This is a genomic window from Microbulbifer hainanensis (assembly GCF_014904735.1).
GTDB lineage: Bacteria > Pseudomonadota > Gammaproteobacteria > Pseudomonadales > Cellvibrionaceae > Microbulbifer > Microbulbifer hainanensis.
The window spans coordinates 52,903-75,498 of record NZ_JACZCR010000027.1 but is presented as its reverse complement, the minus strand read 5'-3'; the positions used below and the strand labels follow the sequence as shown (position 1 = coordinate 75,498).

Here is a 22,596-nt window from a genome sequence, read left to right as displayed (position 1 = left end):
CAACTGCGCCAATACTATTTTTCAGGAATAATCTCCGGGTGAACGGTTAGTCTCCTTTTTCGCCCTTACAAAGGCGTTGATAGCATCTAGGAGTGAATGATAGTGCCTAATGACATAATATAAGGGTACATAGATAGGGTATTTCGGTAGGACATACAGTGGGCTACAAAGACATCTATGAACTCTTCAAGAATCGCATTCATGAAGGAGCGTTCAATCCGGGCGAGAGAGTGCCGTCCATACGAAACCTGGCAGAAGAGCTCGGGGTCGCGAAGCGGACTGTTGAAACGGCCTACGATATCCTGATCGGTGAAGGGTATCTTATAAGCCGGGGACCCAAAGGGACTATTGTTAACCCCGACTTGCATATAGATCTTGCCCCTCGCAAAGAAGCGCCAACACCGTTCGAAGATAGTGATCTGCGGAAAATCATAGACCTTAGAGATACCAATGGGCTATTCAGGCTCGGAGTGCCCTCATTAGACGAATTTCCCTATAAGAAATGGCTTCTTCTTTGCGGGAGGGTTGCGCGGTCTATGACCGTTGCCGATATGGCACATCCACCGGTAATGGGTTATCAACCGCTTCGGGAAGCCATTGCGAACTATCTCAACATATCGCGCGGTGTAACCTGCTCCTTGGCACAAATCTATATAACTAGCGGCTACAAATCCTGTCTCCGATTAATATTACAAGCCATCTCATTGAGCAAAGATAAAGTGGTTTTTGAAGACCCCGGCTACTTTTTTGCGCATAAACTACTAAAGCGTATTGTCCCGAACCTCCACTATGTTCCGGTTGACTCCCAGGGAGTCATCGTGGACTACCTGGAAAAGCATCACAAGGATGCAAAATTCCTGATTACTACACCTTCTCATCAAAGCCCGCTGACCGTGAGCCTTTCCCTGCCAAGAAGACATAAAATGCTGGAATGGGCGAGAAAAAACGATGTATGGATTATCGAGGATGACTACGATGGTGAATTCCACTTTACCAAGAATGTCATACCTGCCCTAAAAAGCCTGGATACCTCCGACCGAGTCATTTACACCGGAACATTCAGCAAGACCATCATGCCATCTCTGCGCACCGCCTATATTGTCGTTCCAAAAGAACTCGTCGCAAAATTTCGCGAGACAACCGAAATTACCGAGACAGGGCTCGCCCTGCTACCACAGAAAATACTGGCCAGTTTTATTTCTGAAGGACACTTCTTCAAGCACCTCAAGCGCATGCGCTCACTGTATAAATCGAGAAGAAAATTAGTGTTTGACGCCATCAATAGGATCTATGGGGATTATTTCGACCTGAATCTTCAGGATGGAGGAATGCATATTGTCGCTCTTCTAAAACGGAGCACCCAAGACATCAAACTAAGCGACATCTGGCAGTCCCACAATCTTCAAGTCTTCCCCCTGTCCATCTGGCACGCTCAAAATCAAAAACGATACGGATTGGTAATCGGGTATACCAATATAAAATCGGAAGAGGAGGCATTATCGGCCTTGCGACTCCCCTACAAGGAGACCATTCAATTGCTAAGTGAGTGAGCTAGTCAGCCTGATAATTGGCTAGGGTTGTCCCGGATTGATCAAACCGCGTTTCCCACTGCAACTAAATAACACACTCTTCTACACTAACGCTCTCTGCCCCACGGCGCTTCCAACGCAATCAGGTCTTGGGCGAGCTCGCGCTCACAGGGATGATCAATTCCGTCAGCAGCCGACACAGCCGGCGGTGTTACAGGGCGTGCCTCCCTCACCTCCATCTTTTGACTGCCCGTTTTCTCCGCCTTTGCCCAGCGCATAAATATCACCATCACTGGCACGATAAGCAGCACGGCCAGAATAAATATGCGGAAGTTATTCACCGCTGCCACTGCGAGGGCTTGTTGCTTTAACTCGCCAGCGAGCAGTAGATGCCCTAACTGTTCCGGCAGGTTCAAGTAATCAGTGCCGGCATTCAGGCCTTTACTCTGCCCCAATAGATTGGCGGCACTTTGAGTCTCCCGGTACATCAACCGACCGAACAGTGCGGCCGCGAGTAGAGAACCCAGGGTACGAAACTGGTAGAACAGCGCCACACCCTCTGGTATATGGCGGCGGGGGAAACTGCGCAGAATATGGATTGTCAGGGTGACATTTAGAATGCCTATGGCAATGCCTCGAACCAGCAGGCCCGGCCACATGTCGGCAAGGCCGCTTCCAGCCTGACCACCACTGAGCCAATAGCTGGAAATCAGCACCAGCAGCACACCAAGCGGCACTACCTTCATCGGGTCTCGATTGGGATTGGACGTCACCACCAGGCTGAACACCAGGCCGACCATCATTCCTCCAAAACCCACCAGGTAAAGTTTGCCTAGTTCCACATGACTGTATTGCAATACGGCGAGCGCAAAAGTACCGATTAACAGGTTGGTGCCGAGAATCGCGAAACCGGCCACAACGGCGTCGAACATGTATAGTTTTGCGAGCCGGTTTTGCAGTGGCGATATCCGCAGGAAGTGCGCCCTGCCCCATCGCCGGCGCAGGGCAATGACCAGAGCCAGGCCCAGGACCAATAGCAGCTGGGCGGTTTCCAGTATCTTTAGCGAATCCAGCCAGTTGTAGTGCTCGCCGCGCAACAGCAAATAGCCCAGGGAACAGGTAAATAACCAGGTCAGTGTGGCTTGCAGCCAGTTGAAAGGAAGCTGCCTGCGCTTATCGCGTTCAGGCCAATCGAATAGCAGCGGCCAGATCAACAGCAGACCGTAGGGCAGCAGCTGTACGGCAAAGGCCATCGGCCAGAGACCGTCTTCAGCCAGTCTCGCCAGTATCCAGGGGTAGACCCCCATTGGCAGTAGTGTCGCCACCAACATCAGCCCCCCTTCAACCAGCGCGATGGCGCGGAAACCCAGGTTCCGCAGCACCAGTGTCTGGGCCGTCACTGTCAGCAAGCCCGCCGCCATTCCGTGGCCCGCCCAGGCAGATAGTTGCCAGGTGGCCGACATTTGCCACGCGCTAATTGCGCAACATAGCAATCCCAAAGCGCCAGCACCCTGGATCAACAGCCGACTACCGATAGTCCGGGTCAGCCACGCCCCCAGCGGCAGAGCGCACAGGTTGGCCATCAAGAAGAGAATATTGATCCAGCAGGCTTCGTCCTGGGACAGGGCCAGGGTGCCGGCCATATGGGCAGCACCAGCACTATAAAGTTGACCGCTGATCCCCTGGGGCAACAGCGCCACTGTCCCAAGCAGCGCGAGATGCAGAGCCCTGTTCATGTCAGCGCTCTGCCACGGCAACGGCAACCTCTGCGGAGAGGCCCGGAACCACCTGGCCGCGCAGCTCATCCGGTAGCTGTAGCGCAATACGCACCGGCACCCGCTGTACAATTTTCACGAAATTACCGGTGGCATTGCTGGCCGGAATCAGTCCGAACTGACTGCCGGTCGCCGGGGCAAGGCTTTCAATATGCCCCTGCAGCGGATGCTCTGGAAGTCTGTCGAGATGCACCTCTACGGATTGGCCGGCCCGCATATGAGTGACCTGGGATTCCTTGAAGTTGGCTTCGACCCAGATCTGCTCAATCGGTACCAGGGATAAAAGTGGCATGCCCGCTTTCACCAGTCGACCCGCCTGCACCTTGCGGTCGGCAACTATTCCGGCGACGGGGGCGCGTATTTCCGTGTGCTCGAGCGCCAGTTTAGCGAGTTCGACACCTGCCTCCGCCTGCTTCTGCAGCGCCTCCAGGCGGTCTCGCTCGGTGTTCAGGCCCTCGAGTTGCTGGCGGCTGGCATCCAACTGTCGTTCCGCGGCGGCGAGCCCGGCGCTCGCCTGGCGCTGTTTACTGACCTGCTGGTCATAGCTGTTGCGGCTGACCGCTCCGGTCGACACCAGTGCCTTGTAGCGCTTAAGTTCCGACTTCTGGAGCTGAGCCTTCGCCTGCGCCGCCTCAACGCGCGAGGCACTCTCCCGGATCTTAAGGCGCTGCACCTTGATGCGGGCAGCCAGGTTATCAAGGCTTGCCCGGCTCAATTCCAGGCCGGCAACAGCCTGATCAAGCCGCGCGCGGTAGTCCCGGTCGTCAATGCGGGCCAGAAGCTGCCCTGCTTTGACCTGCTGGTTGTCGGTAACAGAGAGCTCGGTCAGCACCCCGCCCACCTCGGCGCTGATCTGGGTAATCTCGCCGTGCACATAAGCATTGTCTGTCCGTTCGAACCCAGACTCGGGTAATAGCAACCAGCAGGCGGTCAGGGTCGAGCCAAGCACCAGCCCCAACGCCACAAGCTTCAGCAAACGCTTCTTCATTACAACCACCTCAATATCGTACTGTACCGGACAGTACTATAATGTTCGGCAGTGGAAACAACAAGGCGGATCTTGGTACTACCCGTCGAAAACGGTACTATCTAGTACACTATCGTGAAGCAAGAAGAGAGATGCCATGCGCCCTTCCACCAAGGCCAAACAGGAAAACCTCCTCGACAATGCTGCAGACCTCTTCTTCGAGCTGGGCTATGAGGGCACCAGCCTGGACCAACTTATTGAACGTTGCGGCGGTTCCAAGCAGACCCTGTATCGCTACTTCGGCGACAAACGAGGCCTTCTGAAGGCTGTGGTGGCGCGTTTCACAGAGCAAATCAGACCAGTGTTTGAATTCCGGCTCGAGACCGGTGCCCCGCCTCGCGCCCAAATGGTGGATTTCGCTTGCAAATACAGAACCATCATCTGCTCGCCCGAACTGACCCGCCTGTTTCGCTTGGTGATTTCCAGGGCTAACCATGACCCGGAGCTGGTCTCATTCTTTCTGGACAGGACAGCGCGCTACGCACAGCAAAGCCTGATGGACTACCTGACGAACTTGTCGCGAAATGGTGAGATAGAGTTAACTGACATCGTACTGGCCAGCGATCAGTTTCTCGGCGCCATTCGCGGCCGCGGATTTATTGAGGCCTTGTTTATAGGATATGAGGAGGAAGCGTCCCTGTGCCGGCGTCAGGCGGAATACGCCGTCGACAGGCTGCTGCGGGGCGACGCACCAGAACAGAGATCGGAACCGGCCATCTGAACACACCAAATCCGCTGCGATTCCAATTTTCGCAAATCATTAAAGCGGCTACCTGACGACCAAGATAGCCACCATGATTCCCCCTGGTGCGGCAAGGTGATGGCTTGAAAAGAAGCCGAGCATGCGAATTATCTGTGCAGTTTCGGGTAGTCGAACAGTTCGACGGTGCCACAGGATTCGCCCAGCTCGCGCCAGCGGGAAATCTTCAGCCGTATATGTAGCACCGCGGCGGTGGGAAACTTGGTCAGTCGTTCGTGGGTGAGATAGTAGCCGAGGTCTTCGAGCCCCGGGTTGTGCCCCACGACCATCAGGTGATGCCAGTGGTCGTTCTGCTGCTGCAGCTGATGCAATAGCGACTGGTAGCTTGCCGCGTATAGTTCTGGCTGTACCAACACCTGATCGCTGTTCAATTCCAGCGCATCGGCCAGGGCTTGTGCGGTGGTGAGCGCCCGGACCGCGATGCTGGTCAACAGTCTGTCCGGCACGAGGCCGGCGTCACGGACTCTCTGGGCCATGCCCGGGAGGTCCCTTTCACCGCGCTTGTTGAGAGGACGATCGAAATCATCCAGAGCCGGATCATTCCAGCTCGATTTGGCATGTCGAATCAGCGTGAGCTTTTTCATCAGAGCGTCCGGTAAGTGCGGTGTCGCTGTATGGGAATAGTAGCCGTACGACGATAGCGGGAAGCCCGGTATCAGAGAAATTCACCGAGATAATCCAGCAACATACTTACCTTCGGCGATAAGTGGCGATTCTGGGGGTATATACCCCAGATACCGTCATCGTCTACCCGATAGTAGGCCAACAGGGAAACCAGCCTGCCCGCCTCCAGATACTCGTGTACGTAGTAATCCGGTAGCTGCACTATACCGATACCTTTCAGCGCGGCATCCACGAGCGCCCGCCCGCTGTTACAACGGATACTGCCGCCAACCCGGACGCTTTTCGATTGCCCGCCTTCCTGAAAGCGCCATTGATCCAGTGTCCCCTGCAGGCAGTTGTGTTGCCCGAGTTCCGACAGACTGTGTGGCTCTCCATGCCCCGACAGGTATTCGGGAGAAGCGCAGGTGTACAGCGTGCGGGACCCTAGCCGACGCGCCATCATGCTGGAATCTTCCAGCCTGCCGAGACGGATCGCGAGGTCATACCCCTCCGCTACCAGGTCCAGTTTTTGATTGGTCAGCTGCATGTCGACCTGCAGCTCGGGATAACGCAGGGCAAAGTCATTGACCAGCGGCGCCAGGGTCACCTCGCCGTAGGTCACTGGTGCCGTCAGTCTAAGTTTGCCCCGGGGAACCTGCTGCAGATCGGTCACTGCCCGTTCCGCCTCATCCAGTGCATCGAGTACTTGGCGGCAATGCTGGTAATAAAGCTGCCCGGTTTCTGTCAGCGAGACCTTGCGTGTCGTGCGGTAAAGCAATTTAGTGGACAGGCGCCCCTCCAGGGCGCTCACCTGACGGCTAACCTGGGCGGTGGATATACCCAGCCTGCCGGCCGCAGCCGTAAAGCCACCCGCTTCGGCGACGGCGACGAACTCATTCACGCCTTCCCAATTGACCATTCGCACTCCCAGCTTCCCACCACCAATTATTACCAGGTGGAAATTATCATTTACCAAAAACACCAATTATAGCGAATTCAGAAACAGATAAACTCCCTACCCCATCGCGGCGACCCACTGCCGCCCCCATTAAAAGGAGTCCCGTATGAGCGAAATAATCAAGTCGAGAGCTGCCGTGGCCTGGGGCCCGGGCCAATCCCTTTCTATCGAAGAGGTTGACGTGATGCCGCCACAGGCCGGCGAGGTACGGATTCGTGTAATCGCCTCCGGTGTCTGTCACACCGATGCCTTCACTCTTTCCGGAGACGATCCGGAAGGTATATTTCCGGCGATTCTCGGACATGAAGGTGGCGGTATCGTCGAGTCCGTGGGTGAAGGCGTGACCAGTGTTGCTGTGGGCGATCACGTCATTCCCCTTTACACGCCGGAATGCGGTGAATGCAAATTCTGCCGGTCTGGCAAAACTAACCTCTGCGGAAAAATCCGTGAAACCCAGGGCAAGGGCCTGATGCCAGATGGCACCACCCGCTTTTATAAAGATGGCGAACCCATCTACCACTACATGGGGTGCTCTACGTTTTCCGAATATACGGTGCTGCCGGAAATCTCCCTGGCCAAGGTCAACAAAACCGCACCACTGGAAGAAATATGCCTACTGGGTTGCGGTGTCACCACCGGTATGGGTGCCGTCATGAACACCGCAAAAGTTGAGGAAGGTGCGACGGTGGCGATCTTTGGGCTCGGCGGCATTGGCCTGTCGGCAGTGATTGGCGCAAACATGGCCAAAGCCGGCCGTATCATTGCCATCGATATTAATGAAAGCAAGTTCGAGCTGGCTCGCCAGCTGGGCGCGACAGACTGTATCAACCCCGCCAAATACGACCGACCGATTCAGGAAGTCATCGTCGAATTGACAGATGGCGGCGTGGACTACTCCTTCGAGTGTATCGGCAATGTCAACGTGATGCGTTCAGCCCTGGAGTGCTGCCACAAGGGTTGGGGGGAGTCGGTGATCATCGGAGTAGCCGGCGCAGGGCAGGAAATCTCCACTCGCCCCTTCCAGCTTGTGACCGGGCGCGTGTGGAAAGGCACTGCATTCGGTGGCGTCAAGGGGCGCAGCGAACTTCCGGAATATGTGGAACGCTATCTGAATGGCGAATTCAAGCTCAACGATTTCATTACCCACACCATGGGGCTGGACGAAATCAACGAGGCCTTTGAATTGATGCATCGCGGCGAGAGCATTCGCTCCGTGATCCATTTCGATCTGTGAACGGAGGCGAAATGTCGCTCGAAAATCTAAGTAACAATCGGAGCTTTGGCGGCTGGCACAAACAGTACCGCCACCGCTCCGAGGTTCTCCGATGCGAGATGCGCTTCGCGATCTACCTGCCGCCTAACGCCACGGGCGGTCGGAGGGTGCCAGTGCTTTACTGGCTATCGGGACTGACTTGCACAGATGAAAACTTCATGCAGAAAGCCGGCGCCCAGCGAATTGCCGCCAAGCTGGGCATGGCTTTGGTAGCACCGGACACCAGTCCGCGCGGCGACGATGTCGCCGACGATCCGGCCTACGACCTCGGTCAGGGCGCAGGCTTCTATGTCAACGCCACCCGGGACCCATGGCGCCAGCACTATCGCATGTACAGCTATGTGCTGGATGAATTGCCGCAGCTGGTGGAGTCCCATTTCCCCGTCAGCGGCGAGCGCGCCGTAGCCGGGCACTCCATGGGCGGCCACGGTGCGCTGGTGCTCGCGCTGCGCAACCCGGAGCATTATCGCTCAGTGTCTGCATTCAGCCCCATCGCCAATCCAGCCGGCTGCCCATGGGGCCGCAAAGCCTTTTCCGCATACCTGGGGACCGACATCTCGGACTGGGCAGAATATGATGCGAGCCAACTGATGAGTCGTGCCGAACGAGTTGTACCTGCACTTGTGGATCAAGGCGAAGCCGACGAGTTCCTGCTCGAACAACTCAAGCCGGAAACACTGGAGGCTGCGGCTGACGAATGCGACTACCCCTTGCGACTGCGTCGACACGAGGGTTATGACCACAGCTATTACTTCATCTCCAGCTTTATAGAAGATCACCTGAATTTTCACGCTCAGCATCTGGGGGTGCGCGCCTAGCCAAGCGCGGGGGAAAAGTAAGCTTTAGCCTGTAGCTGAACTAGATTGCATTCTCGGAAAGCTGCGGGCCGAGGGAAGATGCTTCGGCATTGCTTCGTCGGGCAGCCATCACTGGCTGCCCGATTACGATAGTTGGTATTAGTCTGGTTCGAGCGGAGACAAATACTGCTCGTCACTAACTTTCTCCAACCATTCTACCGCAGAGCCGTCGAGCGATTCCTGAATCGCAATATGACTCATCGCCGCCGTATCGGTAGCGTCATGCTAATGCTTTTTCCCGCAATTACAGAACACCACATCGCCAGCACGTATCTCTTTTTCGGACTGCCCCAACGGATGTGTGTGCCATCCCGATATTCACTCCTGAAACTTGGGAATTTCCGTAATATCGGTGACCGCGATACGGCTAACAAAATTGAGCGTATCCGCGAAAGCCCCCTACCCGACAAGCGAGCTAAACGCCTCTTCGCCGGCTCCCAGTGAAGCTAACCAGAGTTCTGCAGAAACCATCGATTGGAGAGTTCGGATCCGGGCCCCGGATCTTGCCCACCAAATTTTCATAATATAGTATTATTAATAGTCATAAAAACTAGCGATGACGCCATCTCCTGTTCGCAGAGGTACACAGCAGATCCAGGTCACGATGACTTCAGGCGGCGGTGCCCCTCGGTACCACCGTGACAACCGGAAGCTCAGCCTGGATGTTTCAATACTCGAGAGAGAATTATGATAAGAAAACTAATAATGCTCTTGGCGATGAGCCTCATGGCCCTTTCCGCCATGGCAACAGATAACCTGATCGTCAATACGGAAAGCCGGGAGTCCGTTTCCCTGAACGGCACCTGGCATTACATCCTCGATCCCTACGAGACCGGCTTTTATAACTACCGCTACAAGGAGCGTAGCGAGGGCGATCCGGAGGCCTACTGGAACCGACCGGTAACCAAACGCAAATCCGACCGCCGTGAACACGGTTACCAGGCGCCCTATACGCTCGAAGTGCCGGGCGACTGGAACTCCCAAGGCGATCTCTTCACCTATTACGAAGGGACCGTCTGGTACCAACGGGATTTCGATCTGCATCAGCTCAAGAAAAACCAACGCGCGTTTCTCTATTTCGGTGCGGTCAACTACGAGGCGCATATCTACCTGAATGGCAAGAAGCTAGGCATGCACAAGGGCGGCTTTACCCCATTCAACTTCGAAATCCCCGCAGACCTTCTCAAGGAAAAAGACAACTTTCTCGTCGTCAAGGTGGATAACAAGCGCCACCCGGACGAGATCCCCACCGTTAATACCGACTGGTGGAATTACGGCGGTATCACCCGCGACGTAAAACTGGTGATCACCCCAGACAACTTTATCCAGCAATATGCGCTGGAGCTGGATCCCGCCCAGGATATCCATCAAGCGATAGAAGAAAATCAGTTCCTGATTTCCGGCTCCGTTGCCCTGAACAAGACCGCCGGCAGCGGCACGGTGACGCTCACTATCCCGGAACTAAGCGTGAAGCAACGCTATCCGGTAACCGGAAATCGGCTCGACTTTGAGTTGCCACTGAAAAACCTGCAGCTCTGGTCCCCGGAGCACCCGAAACTGTATCGCGTCAACCTGGCCTACAACGGCGAGACGCTCGCGGACGATCTCGGCTTTCGCAAGATCGAGACGGCCGGAAAAAAGATTCTGCTGAACGGCGAACCCATCTTCCTGCGCGGTGTGGCCATTCACGAAGAGGTCCCCGGGGATGCACGCCGCGCGCACAGCGAGGCGGACGACAGACAGTTACTCGGCTGGGCCAAAGACCTGAATGCCAATATGGTGCGCCTCGCCCACTACCCGCACAACGAAGATATGACCCGTCTGGCGGACAAAATGGGCCTGCTGGTGTGGTCGGAAATTCCGGTGTACTGGACCATCGATTTCGGCAACAACGCCGTACTGGACAAGGCCAAGGCGCAGCTACAGGAGATGATCACCCGCGACCGCAACCGCGCCTCGATCATCATCTGGTCCGTCGGCAACGAAACCCCGGTCAGCCCCGTGCGCACCAGCTTTATGAAATCCCTGATCGATAAGGCCCGCACCCTCGACGACAGCCGCCTGATCTCCGCCGCACTGGAAGTGCACTACAACCCGGAAACCAACCGCGTCGACGACCCGCTGGGTGCCTATACCGATATTGTCTCGGTGAACGAATACCTGGGCTGGTACGGCGGCACCCCGGATATGTGCCGCACTGCAAACTGGGAGGTGGCCTACGACAAACCGCTGTTTATCAGCGAAACCGGCGCCGGCGCGAAGGGCGGCTTCCACGCCGACCGCAAGACCCGCTGGAGCGAGGAGTACCAGCAGTGGTACTACGAAGAGCAGATCAAAATGCTCAAGCGCATGCCGGACAACTACAGCGGCGTTGCACCTTGGATTCTCGCTGACTTCCGCTCCCCGAAGAGGAACCACCCGGTATACCAGCAGGGCTGGAACCGGAAGGGGCTGATTGATGATCAAGGGAATAAGAAAAAGGCATTCGAGGTATTGAAACAGTACTACCGCGAAATTGAGAAGGAAACGGTTCAGTAGGAACGATCCACCCAAAACAATTTCCAAACAGACCAGGCGCTCGGAGTAGAGCTCAGGCAATGCTCTACCCCTCGGCGCAAGGCTTAGGGGATAAGCAGTAACTTGCCAGTGGTTGCCCGGCTTTCAATATCGGCATGCGCACGCGACGCCTCCGACAATGGGTAAATACCGCCGATCTGTACTGTTAACTTGCCATTCGCAATCCAGTCGAACAATTCAGCAGCCTTCGCGAGCAGTAAATCCCGGCTATAAATATGGTCGCCAAAATTTGCATAACCAATTTTAATGCTCTTTGGCAGGCTGAATAAATCAATAGGTTCTGGCGCACCGAACCCGGGACCATACCAACAAAGAGTTCCCGCACGACGCAAGGATTCTATTGATCCCCTGAATGTTGTTGGTCCGGATCCGTCGAAAACAACATCCACTCCCCGGTGCTCGGTTATACGCATTACCTCTTCTGTGAAATCCCCTTTACTGTCCACTATAACGTGATCAGCCCCCGCTTCCTTGGCCGCCGAAACCTTGTCCTGGTTGGACACACGTCCAATCACACTGCCCCCTTTCAGTTTGATTATCTGCGTTAACAGTTGTCCAACTCCGCCAGCAGCTGCGTGCACAAGCGCCACGTCTCCCGCCTGTATCGGATAAAAGTTCGTTGCGAAGTGGCTAGCAGTAAGCCCCTGCATCATCACGGCGGCTGCAATACGGTCATCTATCCCATCAGGAACCGGAACAAGGGATGCCGCGGGCATAAGTACTTTCTCCGCATAGCTCCCCGGTGCGTAAATCCAGGCTACACGTTGGCCTGGCGCAATGTCATCGACGCCTTCTCCAACCGCCAAAACCCGTCCTGAACCCTCTACGCCCAGTGTCTTCGGGTTGGGCATTTCAGACCAAAATTTACCTTGCCGAACACCTACATCCATGAAGTTGACGCCTGCGGCAGCAACCTCAACCAAGGCCTCACCGGGGCCCGGAGAGGAATTGGGCTGTTTAACATATTGCAAGACATCCGGCTCACCCGCGCTCGACATAATTACCGCTTTCATAACGACTCCTATTTTTGGAACGATCATTCCAGAACAAAACAAATAAAAAGATTTATGGCTTTAAGGCCCGAATCGTCATCTGGCCGATTGCAGTGAGGCTGCGAAAATCGGCCCCTCCCCTCGCAGCGATTCGAATTGCTGCAATATTCGCAGTAATAAATCCGGCCGCCTCGTTCGGATCCAGATCAGCGGCAATCTCGCCTGCTTCCTGCGCTTGGCATATGCGTTCGACAATGGCTTTTTGAATTACCGGTCGTGCCGCATCGTGAATCTGATTCAATTCCGGACGGCTTTTACCGAATTCACAGATTGAACTAACACCGAGACAAGCGTGATTTGCGTGCAAAATGACACGCTCAATCAATTTTTCCAGGCCTGCAAGAGCGGTCGGCTGTTCTCGCAATACTTTCAAATGCTGGGCCACCTCTCCAGCGACGTATCTTTGCACTGCGCTACAATAAAGTTTCCATTTATCTCCGAACGTGTCGTACGTGCTCTGCTTACTAATTCCCATTGCACGAACGAGCATTACCGTTGAAGAGCCCTCGTAACCATGTTCACGGAAGATCTCGATAGCGGAATCCAGCACTTCATCTCTATCAAACTCTTTTGATCTTGCCATGACTGCCCACCCGTATTCTGGAACGATCGGTCTAATATGGTGAGATTATGGCCTGCAGAAGGAAATTGCAAGCTCCATCCCTACTAAAAACTGGAGCAATCATTTTCCTTTCTATCCGCTACATTACCCTATGGACGAAATTGGTCACCGCTAATCGAAACCTGAGATTCTGTGGCGGTTCACCGCGGCGCGGAATTTGATCTAGCGACTAATTTTCAGGACCGCATTTACTGCCCTGAGTATAATAGCGATTAAAGATGGAGCATCCGTCCGGATGCTCCACGCTTCGGGTGGGGCGACGATGCCAGCCAAACAATATCCCAAATATCAGCCCCGTAAATCAGGCTATCTTGGGAAAGTCTACAGTCGTGTCATTGACGCGATTTACCATGTTAGTAAAGAGAATCGCGCTGATTGCACTGATAGCTTCAATCACCTGGCGGTCCGTGTAGCCCACGGCCTGGATGGCTTCCAGGCTCGCCTCAGGAAGCGTGCCAGTGGTGGTGACCACCTCCCGGGCAAAGCGCACCAAAGCGTCAATTGCCACGTCGTCCTCATAAAGTCCGGTGCGCAACTGTCGAGTTTGTTCGACACTGTAACCAGCCATTTTGGCCATCAGCGTGTGCGCGGCCAGGCAGTAGTCACAACCGGTAGCCTCACTCACGACCAGGTTGATCGCCTCCAGTTCGCGGTCGCTCAGCGCACCCTGCTTGAGCGCGGCATTGTGTTCCAGGGCCTGCTTCAGGATCGGCGGCGAGTGACTGCCGATCGTCGCGTAGGCGTTGGGCACCTTGCCAACGCTTGATTTGATGGTAGTAAACAGCTCGGCAGCTTGGCCCGTGGCTTGATCGATAGTGGTAATATGCAGACGGCTCATGGTGAACTCCTCTCGCTTAACAGTGATCGCCCCAATGGCGATGAGCACATATTAGGGAGTTTCACTTTGCCCCTCTGCACAGCAGCGTCTCGAAGTTTTGCTCCAGCGTCTCAGGGAAGCCATGGATAAACTAAGCAGCCTGGTTAGCTTGATCGCCCCGAGAGGCACGGTGGACTTGCACTGCCGCTTCAGCGGCAAATGGGAGAGCGACCATGCACAAGTTCCCGAGGGCGTTATTCCCTATCATGTCATTCTGGATGGACAGGCTCGGCTCTTTACCACCGATGCGCAATGGCACCTGTCGGCCGGCGATGTCGTGTTGATGCCCGCCGGCTCCCCTCACCGGCTCAAAAGTTTGATCGAGAGTGGCGTCGAGGCGCCTTTATCCAGTCGCGATAACGGCGCAGTCACGGAGATGGTACGTGCCGGACAAGGTGTAGAGCTGGCAATGCTCTGCGGCGAGTTTCGGGTCGGCGCGCCCGGCGCACTGTTACTGGAAGGCACGCCGGAGCTGCTGCGGGTTCGCACCGGGGAGCGCGCCGACTGCGTTGAATTGAGGGAACTGATGACGATGCTGGGACGCGAGAGTATCAGCGGCCAACCCGGCAGCCTGGCCATCGTGCGCGAACTCTCCACAACACTTTTTACGCTGTTGCTCAGGGCGCTGGTAACTGAAAACGAGCCGGCGCCAGGCCTGTTGAGCCTGATGGCGGACGCCAAGCTTGCTCCGGCGATCGCCGCCGTACTGGCCGAGCCGCAGACAAACTGGACCAATGAGGCCATGGCCACCCTCTGCCATGTATCCAGGGCCACCTTTGCCCGACATTTCAGGGAACTGTACCACCTGGCGCCGCTGGAATGGGTAACCCAGGTTCGTATGGTACTGGCCGCACGTCTCCTTCGGGAAAAAACCTATGGTATCGCGCGGATTGCCGAAGAGTGCGGTTACCAGTCCCAGGCGGCCTTCAGCCGCGCTTTCAAATTGCACCAGGGTCATACGCCAGGCCAGTTTCGGCAACTGCACAGTTGATACAGATCTCCGTGCTCGCCGTTACGCTAACGGGCCGGGTACTACGAAAAGCGCACGTCGCTGATATCAATGGATACCATCAGCAGTTTCCGGATGACACGCTGCTCGAAATCGCGCGCATAGGCACGGCGCTTGGTGGGGAGCCATATGCCTTTAAGCAACCTTATAACCAATGGCCAATCCACGTTCAACTGCGCCTTTAATCATGACGTGGAAAACAGGGCTTTCCGTGAACGACCCAACCTGGCTGGTCCGGAGTTCAGCCCTGCTCACCTCCCTCGCATCTGTTTCACACACTAGTGCCGGAGCTTCACCGGAAGATGACCCGAGCTTCATTCTAGTGAAATAGACAGTTACCCCAACTTCTGGATAAGTTGTTTCCGCCGATAGCAATCAGCCGCGTGATCATTGACGATGCCCACCGCCTGCATCCATGCATAGACGATCGTCGGTCCAACAAACTTGAAGCCTCGCCGTTTGAGTTCCTTCGATATCTTCGTGGAAAGCGGCGAGTTCGTTACCCATGTTTTCCCATCGCCCTGTATCGGCTCGCCATCTGTGAAGGACCAGCAGAAGTCACTGAAACTCTCTCCTCGGCTCTCCATATCGCAGTAGATCTGCGCACCCCGGATCGTGGCTTCGATCTTCGCTTTGGCACGGATGATTCCCGAGTCAGCCATCAAGCGCAGGACGTCCTGCTCATCGAAAATTGCTACCCTCGCCGGATCGAAACCCGCAAAAGCTTTGCGAAATGCCTCGCGCTTGCGGAGAACGATGATCCAGGCCAGACCTGCCTGGAACCCCTCGAGCATCAGCATTTCCCACAGCAGTTGTGAGTCACGAATTGGTATGCCCCACTCAGTATCGTGATAGTGACGCATTAGCGGGTCATTCACTGACCAGGTGCAGCGGTCAATCTGCTCACCAGTAGTCATCTTCATTTTCCAGATTCCTCGATGCTTGTTTCGCGGAGCGAGTGCTAGACCGTGGGTATGGTTCCTCCGTCAACCACATACTCCGTACCGGTGATCGTTGCGGCGCGCGAAGAACCCAGAAACGCAATGAGATTGGCCACCTCGCTGGGTTCGGATGGTCTTCCCAATGGAATACCACCGAGCGAATCCATGATGATCTTCTTGCCGCCTTCAATGTCTGTACCCGCTTCAACCGCGAGCCGCTCCGCCAAGTGCACGGACGATTCCGTGAGAATCCACCCCGGCGCAACACTCACGACGCGCACACCCTTTGGCGAAACCTCTTTCGACAGGCTCTTGCTGTAGGTTGAAAGCGCAGCCTTGGCTGCGGCGTAGGCCGTAGTCGCTTCCGGCAACGGAAGTTCACGCTGGATTGACGAGACATGGATGATGGCCCCCGATCCCTGCGCCAACATCGCTGGTAGCAAGGCGCGATCCAGCCGGACCGCCGGGAGCAGATTGAGATCCAGTTCCCGCTGCCACTGTTGGTCATCCAGGGCTGCAAATCCACCGCCAGGCGCCGAAGAACCTCCGAGCGTATGAATGATGATGTCCGCTCCACCAAGGTCGGTCTCTACGGCTTTCGCTACGGCTCCGCAACCCTCGACCGTCGACAGGTCGGCAGCGACGAAGTAGGCGGCCGGCATCTCCTGGGGCTGATGTCGCGCCGTGGTAAGCACCCTTGCACCGAGTTCGACAAAGAGGGCGACAATGGCTTTTCCAAGTCCCTTGGTACCGGCCGTGACCAGCACCCGCTTTCCTTTCAGTTCGAGATCCATGGCTCAGTGAATCTCCAGTGATTGGATCTTGTCGCCTGCCAGCAGAAACACATGATCGAGCTGAATCGGGCTGCCGGGAAAGTTGCCGACAACGTTTGTAGCCACCGTCACACGGTCGCCGTCCTGCGCGACGCTTAGCGGTTCGATGCTGAATTCATACTTTTGCCGAGACTCACGTTGCCACGCCTCGATGGCATCGTGTCCGAGATGCGCTTGACCGTCATCTTTTACGCTGGCGTCCCGCGTGAAACAGCGGGCAAGCCGGGCCGGATCCGCACCATTGCAGGCACTGAAGTAGGTAGAAATAGGATCGGGTAGCAAAATTGTCATGTAATCAGTCTCTTATGAGGAAATTGCTGTACGTGAATTTTCCTCATAAACTTACCTTTCAACAAGAACGCACCTAAAAGTAAGCTACTTACCCATGAGAAAGCAGTACACCCCTGTAACCGCGGCCAGCGGCGCGGCAGAAGTGATCCGATTGCTGGAAGGCCGATGGAAGCTGATCATCCTGTTCCACCTGTTCGACGGGAAAGTGCAGCGCTATTCCGACTTTGAGAAACTGATCCCCGGCATCTCCCAGAAGATGCTGGCTCAGCAACTGCGGCAACTGGAGGGCGACGGTATCGTGTCTCGCAAGGTGTATCCGCAAGTCCCCCCCAAGGTCGAGTATCGATTAACCGACTGGGGGCAGGCACTGTGTCCCGCATTGGATGCCATGCTGAAATGGGCGGAACAACGCGATTCCCTGTGCCCCGAAGACACGTCGACCGAGAACGCTGATGCCTGATCACCGGAGCCTTCCAGCGTCCGGTTTCCCACGAAACTTCACCGCCGCGGAGATCTGTGCTCGCCACTAACATGGCAAACAGCCCGGGTACTAAGAAAAGGTCACGTCGCTGATATCGATGGATACCATCAGCAGGTCAGGAATGGGCCGCTGATCGGGACCCCGCGCATAGGCGCGACGCTTCGTGGGGAGCCAAATGCCGTTGGTCTCTACGTAATCTGAGGTCAGCTGCGCGGCAGCGAAACCGCCCGCAATATTGACGCTGTAATCGTGGCGGCGCAGCCGCAGATCCTCATCGAAGTAGAAATCCTGGACCAGGCAATGTGTCTCGATCGAGCCGGGAAAGCTGGCCCGCAAAACCCGCCACTCCTCCGAGTCCTCACGCCACGGCTCAATTTCCTCAACGCAGACGCCCTCCATGGCCAGGAGGAAAGGTGTGGTCAGGTAGGTCCACAGGGCTTCGCCATTGAAGTAGGCTCGCTGGAGCGCGTCCCATGGGGTGTTCATCTGGTGGCCGGCAAACGAATCCCTGGGTCCATATCGCTCTGCAACCACCGAGCCATCGAGCTTTTCGATGGTGATCCGCTCGGGCGTAAACATCGTGCGCTGATCGGCGGCGCCGTAGGGAAAGACCGAAGAGCGCTCCTCGTGCAGCCAGACTGTCATACGGCGCGGTTCCGAACTCTGCGGGACACCTTTCAACGGAAAGAGCCCGCCGCCGCTCACGATGGTGGCCTCCACTTTTTCGTACCGCTGCCAGAGTTCCATGCCGCCGTGGGCACGGATGATCTCGGCAAGCAGTGTGCCGGATTTGCCGATTTTCAATTTTGCACACCTCGCGCAACCGTCAGATTCCAAATTCCTTGAAGCTCCCAGGCTTACAACCCGAAACCCTCACCAATGATATTCAATGCAACCAACCGGCAGCAGTCTTTCGACACAGCCGTAGTACCTCCAATCATGTAGCACCAACCGTTATACAAACCGCTCATCGGCTTCCAGTGCTTCCGTTACAAACTTGATCAGGGCGCGCAGTCTCGCCAGGTTTCGCAAATCCCGGTGATAGCCGAGCCAAACGCTCCTGCCCGGCGGGCGCGTAGGGAATTCCACAACTTTCAAACCCGCCAGGCCATCGCCGATCGCTCGCGGCAAAATCGCAATGCCATTACTTCGCGCGCAATACTCGGCTTGCACCTGGCGGCTGTTGCTGGTGAATGCGACGGTTGCCTGTGGCAGCTGCTGATGGAGCCATTGAACATCCGGCATATCCCCAAACTGGGTGTCCATGGTCACCAGCCGCTGCCCTTCCCCATCACTGTCCGGCTCTATCACGTTCGGCGTTGCCGTGTACGCGGCGTATTCGATCTCCAGCAATTTTCGCTGCACGATATCCGGGTCTTCAAACGGGACAATGCGAAACGCCAGATCGGCTTCCCGCCGATTCAGGTCGAAAGGCCTCGAATCCGTTAATAACTCTATGCGAATTCCGGGGTGAAGATGTAAAAAATCCGCGAAGATTGGGGCCAACACGTAAACACCAAACCAGTCCGAGCAAGACACTTTAACTTGGCCAGTCAGCTCCCCCTCCTGCCCTTCGAGGCTGCGCGATAATGCGAACACCTCTCCTTCCATTCTCTCGGCATACTGCAAAACCAGCAGGCCCTCTTCAGTGAGAACAAGGCCCTCTGTGGTCCGCTGGAACAGCTTTTGACCCACGGCCCGCTCAAGCGCCTGCAGGCGCCGCCCGACGGTGGGCTGGCTGGAGCCAATCCGTTTTGCCGCCCCCACCAGAGTTCCCGCCCTGGCGGCGGCCAGGAAATAGCGCAGATCTCCCCACTCCATCGATCTATTCATATTTGAATTGCCAACATTCATTACCATCCATTTCTATTCAATATGGAATAACCATAATAGTAACTGCTGTTCACACACTATTGGAGTACAGAACATGTCGAAGATGATGAAAGCGGTCGTGGTCGAACAGGCCAATGCCCCCCTGGCCCTGGCATCGCTGCCAGTGGCCGAACCCGGCCCCAATGAGGTCCGCGTGAAAGTGGTTGCCAGTGGTGTCAATCCGCTCGACCTGAAGATCGCCGCAGGCAAAGCACCCCACGCCAAGCATCCGTTTCCGGCGATTCTGGGCCTGGATTCCGCCGGCATCGTCGACGCGGTTGGCGGCAACGTCACCCGGTTCAAGGTTGGCGATGCGGTGTACGGCCTGACCGGCGGGGTCGGCGGCGTGCAGGGCTCACTCGCCGAGTTCATCATTGCCGATGCCGACCTGCTTGCACCGGCCCCCAAATCAATCGACTTGCGGCAGGCCGCATCAATCCCGCTGATTTTTATCACCGCCTGGGAAGGCATGGTGGACCGCGCCAAGGTATCGAGCGGCAAAACCGTGCTGGTCCACGGTGGTGCCGGCGGGGTTGGGCAAATGGCCGTGCAGATCGCCAAAGCTTTCGGTGCCGACGTCTATGCCACGGGTAATGCCTCAAGCCAGGAAACCATCCGCGAGCTGGGTGCCACGCCGATCGATTACAACACGCAGACAGTGGATGAGTATGTTCAGGAGCACACCGGTGGCGAGGGATTCGATATCGTCTATGACACCGTTGGCGGAGAAGTTCTGGACAATTCCTTCAAAGCGGTTAAGACCTATGTCGGGCATGTTGTCAGCTGCCTTGGCTGGGGCACCCACAGTATCGCCCCACTCTCCTTTAAAGGTGCGACCTATTCCGGGGTGTTCACACTGCTGCCATTGTTGACCGGAGCGGGTCGTGCGCACCACGGTGAAATCATGCAACAGGCAACCAAACTTGTTGAAGGCGGAAAGCTTCGGGTTCTCCAGGATCCCAACCGCTTCGAACTCTCCCAGGCCAATGAAGCACATGAATACCAGGCTTCCGGCAAAGCGCGCGGCAAAGTAGTGATCGACATCTCAGAGGTATAAGTCGATCGAAGACTTCCCATCCTGTCAGGCTTTTGCAGTGTCGGTAACCGGCACTGCATTTTCTGCCCTGCCGAAAAGTATTATCCAGCAGCATCCAAAGGCAGTCGGCTACTTGACCTCTGTCGACAGCCGAATAATTTCTCAAAAATTTTTTTAAACCGTCGCTTATGGTTCGAAAAGTTCCAGATTATCGGCAACATACTCGCGGGTGCTCGTTGCCGCGCGTCCCAGAATTTTCTCGACATCTCGCGTGCTTCGATCATATCGCCCCTCGGCATGCAGGCGCGCCATTGTCAGCAGGTGCTGGTAGACATGATCCGGCAATTCATGCGCATCGAGCTGCTGCTCGCGCCACTCATCAAATGGAACATCGACATAATTGATCGGGCGTCGAAGCGCAGCGGCGTACTCCCCCGCATGCGCGGCCATATCCTGAGAACGCGGGCCGGTGAGCTCGTAAACCTTGCTGATATGGCCGTCGGGATCGGCCAGGATAGCCGCGATGACCTCGGCCACATCCCGGCTGTCAACCGGTGATGTTCGCGCAGTGCCAAAAGGCAGCCGAATCGTGTTATCCCGCGCGATCGACTCGGCCGCCCAGGCGGAGAAAAAGAAATGCTGGAGAAACACCGTGGCCCGGATATGCACGACAGGCAACCCCGACCAGTTCAATACCTGCTCGCCCAGCCAGTGCTGGCGCTGCTGGGGTGAGTCCGTCGAATCGTGCAGGCTCATCTGCGATACGGTCATCTGTGAGATATTGACCAGTACCTCCAGGTCGCCCGCCGCTCGCGCAGCGGCGGCGGTGGTGACTGTAGCTTCCAGATAGGGGGCGGACACGCTCATTCCGAAGAACATGCGCCGACACCCCTCCAGTGCGCGCGCAACATCCGCGGCACGGGTAAGATCGCCAACAAAAACCTCTGCGCCCATTTCGCGCAGAGCCTCTGAACGTTCGTCTTCCCGGCGCACCAGAGCCCGCACCGGCAGTCCCCGCCGGAGAAGAACTTCCGTAATAGTGCGGCCAACGCCACCCAGGCGACCTGCTGCACCAGTAACAAGAATGGGATTTTCCATGCTTTTCAATCTCCAAAAAGAGGGCCGCGACAAAGCCCGGGGGCCCAGGCAATACTGTCGGTGGCTCCATTTACACTCAATTTCGGTAAGACCTGGCGCAATCCCTCTCCCGGTTACCGCCTATGGCTCGCACGATAGTAGTTTCCTTTTGGGCAGACTAGACTGTGATTTCTGTAGTCACCCTTCCAAAAAATGGGAGGTGTAATGGACAGATTGGAAGCCATGTCGATCTTCGTTGAAGCCGTCGATGCGGGCAGCCTGTCCGCCGCGGGGCGCAAATTGGGAATACCGCTGGCTACCGTCAGCCGCAAGGTGTCGGAGCTCGAGACCCACTTGAATACCAGACTGCTGATACGCGGCAACCGGCAGCTGCAACTGACAGATGCCGGCGCCTCCTATCTCGAAGACTGTCGCCGTATCATTTCAGAAGTGAGGCAGGCTGAACGGCGGGCTTCCGGGGAATACCGGGCACCGACCGGCGATTTGGTCATCACTTCGCCGATGGTTTTTGGCCGCTTGTATCTGCTTCCGGTGATTTCCGCTTTCCTCAAGGCTTACCCCAATGTGAACATCCGCCTGATACAGACGGAGCGGCGCGTGAATTTGGTGGAGGAGCAGGTAGACCTCGCTGTCCGTTTCGGGCAACTCCCCGACAGCAGCCTGATTGCCAAGAATTTGGGCTCAATTCGTATTGTTACCTGCGCAAGTCCGGCCTACCTGTTAAAACACGGTATACCGGCGACGCCAGATGAGCTGGCATTCCACGATTGTATCGCCTTCGACGCGATCACTGTCGGAGACCGCTGGGCTTTCAGTCAGGGCAAGAGCGGGATCGATGCAGCCATTCGTCAACGTCTCATGGTCAACAGTGCGGAGACCGCCGTTGATGCCGCGCTGCAGGGTTTGGGGGTTGCACGTGTGTTGTCCTACCAGGTCGCAGACGCGATAGAAAACGGCTCACTGCGGTTGTTGCTGAATGACTATGAACAGGAAGCGATACCCGTCAATCTGGTTTTCCCACGTCAACGTATGCTGCCGCTCAAGCTTCGCGCATTTCTCGACTTCGCCGCCCCTATTCTGCGTGAAAAGCTCTCCGCTAATCTGTCGCCGGGCACAGTCTAGTCG

Annotated in this window: 22 protein-coding genes; 9 read left to right on the top strand and 13 right to left on the bottom strand. The window is 56.1% G+C overall.

Going from position 1 to position 22,596, the window contains the following annotated elements:
• Positions 1–158 precede the first annotated feature (158 nt).
• Positions 159–1,550, top strand: a complete 1,392-nt coding sequence (gene pdxR, locus IG168_RS10125) for a MocR-like pyridoxine biosynthesis transcription factor PdxR (RefSeq protein ID WP_193164274.1) — start codon at positions 159–161, stop codon at positions 1,548–1,550.
• 86 nt (positions 1,551–1,636) lie between these two features.
• On the opposite strand, the gene IG168_RS10120 is transcribed toward pdxR, so the two are convergent.
• Both IG168_RS10120 and IG168_RS10115 read right to left on the bottom strand, forming a co-directional pair.
• Complete coding sequence (locus IG168_RS10120; protein WP_193164273.1) at positions 1,637–3,265, bottom strand: MFS transporter; 1,629 nt, start codon at positions 3,263–3,265, stop codon at positions 1,637–1,639.
• Between the two features lies 1 nt (position 3,266).
• Positions 3,267–4,292: an HlyD family secretion protein gene (locus IG168_RS10115; RefSeq protein WP_193164272.1), complete on the bottom strand. Its 1,026-nt coding sequence runs from the start codon at positions 4,290–4,292 to the stop codon at positions 3,267–3,269.
• Between the two features lie 136 nt (positions 4,293–4,428).
• Here IG168_RS10115 and IG168_RS10110 point away from each other — a divergent pair, with 136 nt between their 5' ends.
• A complete protein-coding gene (locus IG168_RS10110; protein ID WP_193164271.1) occupies positions 4,429–5,052 on the top strand; it encodes a TetR/AcrR family transcriptional regulator in 624 nt (207 codons plus the stop codon).
• Positions 5,053–5,180: 128 nt separating this feature from the next.
• On the opposite strand, the gene IG168_RS10105 is transcribed toward IG168_RS10110, so the two are convergent.
• Together IG168_RS10105 and IG168_RS10100 are read right to left on the bottom strand one after the other, a co-directional pair.
• Complete coding sequence (locus tag IG168_RS10105; protein ID WP_193164270.1) at positions 5,181–5,675, bottom strand: SixA phosphatase family protein; 495 nt, start codon at positions 5,673–5,675, stop codon at positions 5,181–5,183.
• A gap of 71 nt (positions 5,676–5,746) precedes the next feature.
• Positions 5,747–6,613 (bottom strand): LysR substrate-binding domain-containing protein, encoded by an 867-nt coding sequence (locus IG168_RS10100; protein ID WP_193164269.1) that lies wholly within the window; start codon positions 6,611–6,613, stop codon positions 5,747–5,749.
• 145 nt (positions 6,614–6,758) lie between these two features.
• Between IG168_RS10100 and IG168_RS10095 the strand changes: the two genes are divergently transcribed.
• From IG168_RS10095 to IG168_RS10085, 3 genes are all read left to right on the top strand, one after another.
• Positions 6,759–7,886, top strand: a complete 1,128-nt coding sequence (locus tag IG168_RS10095) for an S-(hydroxymethyl)glutathione dehydrogenase/class III alcohol dehydrogenase (RefSeq protein WP_226876776.1) — start codon at positions 6,759–6,761, stop codon at positions 7,884–7,886.
• Between the two features lie 11 nt (positions 7,887–7,897).
• Positions 7,898–8,743, top strand: a complete 846-nt coding sequence (gene fghA / locus IG168_RS10090; RefSeq protein ID WP_193164268.1) for an S-formylglutathione hydrolase — start codon at positions 7,898–7,900, stop codon at positions 8,741–8,743.
• 726 nt (positions 8,744–9,469) lie between these two features.
• Complete coding sequence (locus tag IG168_RS10085) at positions 9,470–11,320, top strand: glycoside hydrolase family 2 protein (protein ID WP_193164267.1); 1,851 nt, start codon at positions 9,470–9,472, stop codon at positions 11,318–11,320.
• Between the two features lie 83 nt (positions 11,321–11,403).
• On the opposite strand, the gene IG168_RS10080 is transcribed toward IG168_RS10085, so the two are convergent.
• The 3 genes from IG168_RS10080 to IG168_RS10070 form a co-directional block, all read right to left on the bottom strand.
• On the bottom strand, positions 11,404–12,372 hold the full coding sequence (locus IG168_RS10080; protein WP_193164266.1) for a quinone oxidoreductase family protein: 969 nt from the start codon (positions 12,370–12,372) through the stop codon (positions 11,404–11,406).
• A 52-nt stretch (positions 12,373–12,424) separates the two neighbouring features.
• Positions 12,425–12,994: a TetR/AcrR family transcriptional regulator gene (locus IG168_RS10075; RefSeq protein ID WP_193164265.1), complete on the bottom strand. Its 570-nt coding sequence runs from the start codon at positions 12,992–12,994 to the stop codon at positions 12,425–12,427.
• Positions 12,995–13,334: 340 nt separating this feature from the next.
• On the bottom strand, positions 13,335–13,871 hold the full coding sequence (locus IG168_RS10070) for a carboxymuconolactone decarboxylase family protein (RefSeq protein ID WP_193164264.1): 537 nt from the start codon (positions 13,869–13,871) through the stop codon (positions 13,335–13,337).
• A 121-nt stretch (positions 13,872–13,992) separates the two neighbouring features.
• Between IG168_RS10070 and IG168_RS10065 the strand changes: the two genes are divergently transcribed.
• Positions 13,993–14,901 (top strand): AraC family transcriptional regulator, encoded by a 909-nt coding sequence (locus tag IG168_RS10065; RefSeq protein WP_193164263.1) that lies wholly within the window; start codon positions 13,993–13,995, stop codon positions 14,899–14,901.
• Between the two features lie 353 nt (positions 14,902–15,254).
• Here IG168_RS10065 and IG168_RS10060 read toward each other — a convergent pair whose 3' ends face one another.
• The 3 genes from IG168_RS10060 to IG168_RS10050 are packed head-to-tail and all read right to left on the bottom strand — an operon-like array spanning position 15,255 to position 16,984.
• A complete protein-coding gene (locus IG168_RS10060; RefSeq protein WP_226876774.1) occupies positions 15,255–15,842 on the bottom strand; it encodes a DNA-3-methyladenine glycosylase I in 588 nt (195 codons plus the stop codon).
• Between the two features lie 38 nt (positions 15,843–15,880).
• Positions 15,881–16,654, bottom strand: coding sequence for an SDR family oxidoreductase (locus IG168_RS10055; RefSeq protein ID WP_193164262.1), 774 nt, complete (start codon positions 16,652–16,654; stop codon positions 15,881–15,883).
• Between the two features lie 3 nt (positions 16,655–16,657).
• Positions 16,658–16,984, bottom strand: a complete 327-nt coding sequence (locus tag IG168_RS10050) for a nuclear transport factor 2 family protein (RefSeq protein WP_193164261.1) — start codon at positions 16,982–16,984, stop codon at positions 16,658–16,660.
• Between the two features lie 94 nt (positions 16,985–17,078).
• On the opposite strand from IG168_RS10050, the gene IG168_RS10045 reads away from it, so the two are divergent.
• Positions 17,079–17,444: a winged helix-turn-helix transcriptional regulator gene (locus tag IG168_RS10045; RefSeq protein ID WP_193164260.1), complete on the top strand. Its 366-nt coding sequence runs from the start codon at positions 17,079–17,081 to the stop codon at positions 17,442–17,444.
• A gap of 90 nt (positions 17,445–17,534) precedes the next feature.
• Here IG168_RS10045 and IG168_RS10040 read toward each other — a convergent pair whose 3' ends face one another.
• Together IG168_RS10040 and IG168_RS10035 are read right to left on the bottom strand one after the other, a co-directional pair.
• Positions 17,535–18,269 carry a hypothetical protein gene (locus IG168_RS10040; RefSeq protein WP_226876772.1) on the bottom strand — a complete coding sequence of 245 codons (735 nt, stop codon included), beginning with the start codon at positions 18,267–18,269 and terminating at the stop codon, positions 17,535–17,537.
• A gap of 150 nt (positions 18,270–18,419) precedes the next feature.
• On the bottom strand, positions 18,420–19,286 hold the full coding sequence (locus IG168_RS10035) for a LysR family transcriptional regulator (RefSeq protein ID WP_226876771.1): 867 nt from the start codon (positions 19,284–19,286) through the stop codon (positions 18,420–18,422).
• 106 nt (positions 19,287–19,392) lie between these two features.
• On the opposite strand from IG168_RS10035, the gene IG168_RS10030 reads away from it, so the two are divergent.
• A complete protein-coding gene (locus IG168_RS10030) occupies positions 19,393–20,394 on the top strand; it encodes a zinc-dependent alcohol dehydrogenase family protein (protein ID WP_226876769.1) in 1,002 nt (333 codons plus the stop codon).
• A 165-nt stretch (positions 20,395–20,559) separates the two neighbouring features.
• Here IG168_RS10030 and IG168_RS10025 read toward each other — a convergent pair whose 3' ends face one another.
• Positions 20,560–21,471, bottom strand: a complete 912-nt coding sequence (locus tag IG168_RS10025) for an NmrA family NAD(P)-binding protein (RefSeq protein ID WP_193164259.1) — start codon at positions 21,469–21,471, stop codon at positions 20,560–20,562.
• A 222-nt stretch (positions 21,472–21,693) separates the two neighbouring features.
• On the opposite strand from IG168_RS10025, the gene IG168_RS10020 reads away from it, so the two are divergent.
• Positions 21,694–22,593: a LysR family transcriptional regulator gene (locus IG168_RS10020; RefSeq protein ID WP_226876807.1), complete on the top strand. Its 900-nt coding sequence runs from the start codon at positions 21,694–21,696 to the stop codon at positions 22,591–22,593.
• The last annotated feature ends 3 nt before the right edge of the window (positions 22,594–22,596 follow it).

Coding starts and splice junctions, on each gene's coding strand:
- IG168_RS10030 (WP_226876769.1), top strand. CDS start 19,393: ATGTCGAAGATGATGAAAGCGGTCGTGGTCGAACAGGCCAATGCCCCC.
- IG168_RS10035 (WP_226876771.1), bottom strand. CDS start 19,286: ATGGAGTGGGGAGATCTGCGCTATTTCCTGGCCGCCGCCAGGGCGGGA.
- IG168_RS10055 (WP_193164262.1), bottom strand. CDS start 16,654: ATGGATCTCGAACTGAAAGGAAAGCGGGTGCTGGTCACGGCCGGTACC.
- IG168_RS10070 (WP_193164264.1), bottom strand. CDS start 13,871: ATGAGCCGTCTGCATATTACCACTATCGATCAAGCCACGGGCCAAGCT.
- IG168_RS10075 (WP_193164265.1), bottom strand. CDS start 12,994: ATGGCAAGATCAAAAGAGTTTGATAGAGATGAAGTGCTGGATTCCGCT.
- IG168_RS10065 (WP_193164263.1), top strand. CDS start 13,993: ATGGATAAACTAAGCAGCCTGGTTAGCTTGATCGCCCCGAGAGGCACG.
- IG168_RS10020 (WP_226876807.1), top strand. CDS start 21,694: ATGTCGATCTTCGTTGAAGCCGTCGATGCGGGCAGCCTGTCCGCCGCG.
- IG168_RS10115 (WP_193164272.1), bottom strand. CDS start 4,292: ATGAAGAAGCGTTTGCTGAAGCTTGTGGCGTTGGGGCTGGTGCTTGGC.
- IG168_RS10050 (WP_193164261.1), bottom strand. CDS start 16,984: ATGACAATTTTGCTACCCGATCCTATTTCTACCTACTTCAGTGCCTGC.
- IG168_RS10025 (WP_193164259.1), bottom strand. CDS start 21,471: ATGGAAAATCCCATTCTTGTTACTGGTGCAGCAGGTCGCCTGGGTGGC.
- IG168_RS10080 (WP_193164266.1), bottom strand. CDS start 12,372: ATGAAAGCGGTAATTATGTCGAGCGCGGGTGAGCCGGATGTCTTGCAA.
- IG168_RS10110 (WP_193164271.1), top strand. CDS start 4,429: ATGCGCCCTTCCACCAAGGCCAAACAGGAAAACCTCCTCGACAATGCT.
- IG168_RS10120 (WP_193164273.1), bottom strand. CDS start 3,265: ATGAACAGGGCTCTGCATCTCGCGCTGCTTGGGACAGTGGCGCTGTTG.
- IG168_RS10045 (WP_193164260.1), top strand. CDS start 17,079: ATGAGAAAGCAGTACACCCCTGTAACCGCGGCCAGCGGCGCGGCAGAA.
- fghA (WP_193164268.1), top strand. CDS start 7,898: ATGTCGCTCGAAAATCTAAGTAACAATCGGAGCTTTGGCGGCTGGCAC.
- IG168_RS10085 (WP_193164267.1), top strand. CDS start 9,470: ATGATAAGAAAACTAATAATGCTCTTGGCGATGAGCCTCATGGCCCTT.
- IG168_RS10095 (WP_226876776.1), top strand. CDS start 6,759: ATGAGCGAAATAATCAAGTCGAGAGCTGCCGTGGCCTGGGGCCCGGGC.
- IG168_RS10060 (WP_226876774.1), bottom strand. CDS start 15,842: ATGAAGATGACTACTGGTGAGCAGATTGACCGCTGCACCTGGTCAGTG.
- IG168_RS10100 (WP_193164269.1), bottom strand. CDS start 6,613: ATGGTCAATTGGGAAGGCGTGAATGAGTTCGTCGCCGTCGCCGAAGCG.
- IG168_RS10105 (WP_193164270.1), bottom strand. CDS start 5,675: ATGAAAAAGCTCACGCTGATTCGACATGCCAAATCGAGCTGGAATGAT.